The following is a 2,513-nucleotide window of genomic DNA, read 5'->3' on the forward strand; positions in this document are numbered from 1 at the left end:
GGCGGGGGCCCGGAGCGGGCGACAGCGGCCTGGGCCAGCCGGGCTGCTGTCGCCCGGTCCGCGGTCGCGGCGGCTTCGCGTGCTTCGATCACGTGGCTGATGGCCCGTAGGGAAGCCTGGCTTTCGGCTTGGGCGACGCGGAGGTCGGCCGCTGAACTGGTGATTCGGTCTAGGTCGTAGAAGGCCGGCGGGTGGCCGGGCCGGGTGAGGGCGTGCAGGCGGTTCTGGTGCACGGTCACGGCATTGTCGGTGACGGCCAGGGTCGAGCGGATGTGCATGGCCGAGCGCAGGAGCGGGTCCTCGGTCGGAAGGCGGACGGCGAGGGTTTCCAGGGCGTCGATGGGGAGGCCCCAGGCTTTCTCGATCAGGGCTGTGGCCTGGTCGAGTGCGGTGGTGTCGGGCATGGCGGGACTCCCGGCGTTCGGAGGTGCTGTCTCAAGCAGAAGCGGACGGCCGGGGCCAGGTGGTCAGCGGCTGCGGCGCGGGTTCGAAGAACTGGTCTGGGGGCCGGTTCCGAGGACAGGTGCGGGGTTCGGCCGGTGCCGGCCGGGGAGGTCCGTGAGGCTGTGGGCCGCCATGACCCTGAGGTCGGCGGCGGTTCGCGGGAGGCGTGCGGCGCGGTGGACGGCCTGGGTGACAGCGGTACGGCGTACGTCGAGCGGGGTCGGAGCGCGGGAACCCCGAGGGGCGGAGGGTGCCTGGGTGTCCGCCGGGCGGACGGGAGTGAGCGTCGCCAGGTCCGTCATCCTGTGGTCGAGGTGGTGTCGCTCGCGTAGCACGGGGGTGGGGTCGGTCATGGCGGCTGCCGTCGCGGCGATGAGGTGGGACGGGGTGTGGGCGGTGAAGGTCGCCTCGGCGCGCGTTTCCCAGCCCGGCGGGCCGGCCCACAGCGTGAAGACTTCGTCGTCCCAGCCGGAGCGGCGCCGGTCGATCAGGATGCCTGCCTGCCCGTCAGGGGCGATGATCTCGACGGTGCCGCGTTCGGCTGCGCCGCTGCGGGTCCAGCCGGCATCGGTCAGTGGCTGGGCGGCGTCGGCCCAGTACATCGAAGGGTTCGCGAGGAAGCGGCCGTTGCCCTCGTCGGGGTCGGATGCGGCGTAGTCCTGGGCCAGGGCGGTGGTGAGGCCGGCGACGATCTCGGCCGGGGTGACGTGGTTGAAGGTGGCCGTCCAGCGGGGTGCGGCCACGGCCTCCTCGGCGGCGGAGATCTTCCACAGGTCGAAGTCGTCGCCGAACCAGCCGATGCGGATCCTCTGGTCGGGCGAGGTGACCAGGAGCTGGCAGGGGCCTTCGTCGAGGTGGTGGTGCGGCCAGTGGGCGACGGGGGCGAAGCCCGCTTCGCCGCTTCCGTTGGAACCGGCCAGGTACAGAGGGCTGACCAGTACTTCCTCGTAGGGATCGTACTGGCCGTGAGGCTGCGTGCTCACAGGGGGAACTCCGGGATGCAAGAGGGGGACGCGTCCGCGTGCGCGGAGCAAGGGGCTGCTCGGCCGCATGCGGGCGCTGGGGTGAGGCGGGGATGCGGCGGGTTCTCGGCGGCATCCGGGTCACCGGATCCGGGAGGGCGCGGACTGCGCGGTGACGGCCGCCGGCACCTGTGGCTGGGGCTGGGGTGCGTGGCTGAACAGGACGTTCGGTGCGATGGTGCTCCGGCGCAGGGCTGCTGCGGTGCGGACGCGGTCCGGCTCCGGCGGGGCACCGGTGCGAGCGTGGGTGACCTCCGTGACCGGGGCCTGGGGTGCGGGGTGGCTGTGTGCGGCGGTGGTGTCACTCCAGTGCTCGACTGCCGCGTAGACGGGGCCCAGGGCTCGTCCGGCGTCCGTCAGCGCGTAGGGGTTGCTGTAGCGCGGCCCGGTCTGGGTGATCAGGCCGTCAGCCTCGAGACGGCGAAGCCGCGGGAGCACGGTGCCCGGGGCCAGGCCGGCCTCCTCGGCGATGTGACCGAAGCGCATGGGCCCGTTCGCGTCGAGGGCCCGGACGACGGCGGTCGTATGCCGCAGGTGCAGACGGCGGACGGCGTCCTCGACGCGTTCGGCACCGGCCGTCTCACCGAGCGGCAGATTGTTCCGGGACCAGTCCGCGAGAGCGCTGTGCACCCAGTGCAGGGATTCGCCCGCACTGCTGAGCTGGTACGGGGCCCGGAAGCCGTTGGCGCGGGTGAGCAGTCCGCCGGCATGCATCTGGGCCAGCCGCGCGCTGAGGTACGTCTCTGTGACGAAGGGCAGTCGGGCGGAGATCTCCCGCACGCGCAGGGCGCCGCCCTCCTGCGCGAGGGTCTGCACCACCCAGGTGGTCCACTTCGGGGCTATCAGGGACAGCGCGTCCTCGACGCGCTGGGTGTTGACGGAGCCGATCAGGGCGGCGGAGGGCTGGACGGTGGTGGACATGGGAAGCGCCCTTCTTCGGGAGGTCAGCGGGATCGGGAAGGCCGGGTGGCCGGGCTCGCGGCGGGTTCGGTGGGCGGGGCGGCGGTGGCGGCGACTGCCGCTGTGCTGCTGCGGCCGAGGGCGGCG

At 73.0% G+C, this 2,513-nt stretch carries 3 protein-coding genes; all 3 read right to left on the reverse strand.

What is annotated here, in order from left to right:
- Positions 1 to 404 (reverse strand): hypothetical protein (locus ACVNF4_RS34840; RefSeq protein ID WP_461806860.1); only part of this gene is annotated, 404 nt, incomplete at its 3' end.
- A gap of 63 nt (positions 405 to 467) precedes the next feature.
- Positions 468 to 1,427, reverse strand: coding sequence for an SPDY domain-containing protein (locus ACVNF4_RS34845; RefSeq protein WP_461806861.1), 960 nt, complete (start codon positions 1,425 to 1,427; stop codon positions 468 to 470).
- A 120-nt stretch (positions 1,428 to 1,547) separates the two neighbouring features.
- Positions 1,548 to 2,387: a winged helix-turn-helix transcriptional regulator gene (locus ACVNF4_RS34850; RefSeq protein WP_461806862.1), complete on the reverse strand. Its 840-nt coding sequence runs from the start codon at positions 2,385 to 2,387 to the stop codon at positions 1,548 to 1,550.
- Positions 2,388 to 2,513 lie beyond the last annotated feature (126 nt).

This window comes from Streptomyces sp. S6 (assembly GCF_054880855.1).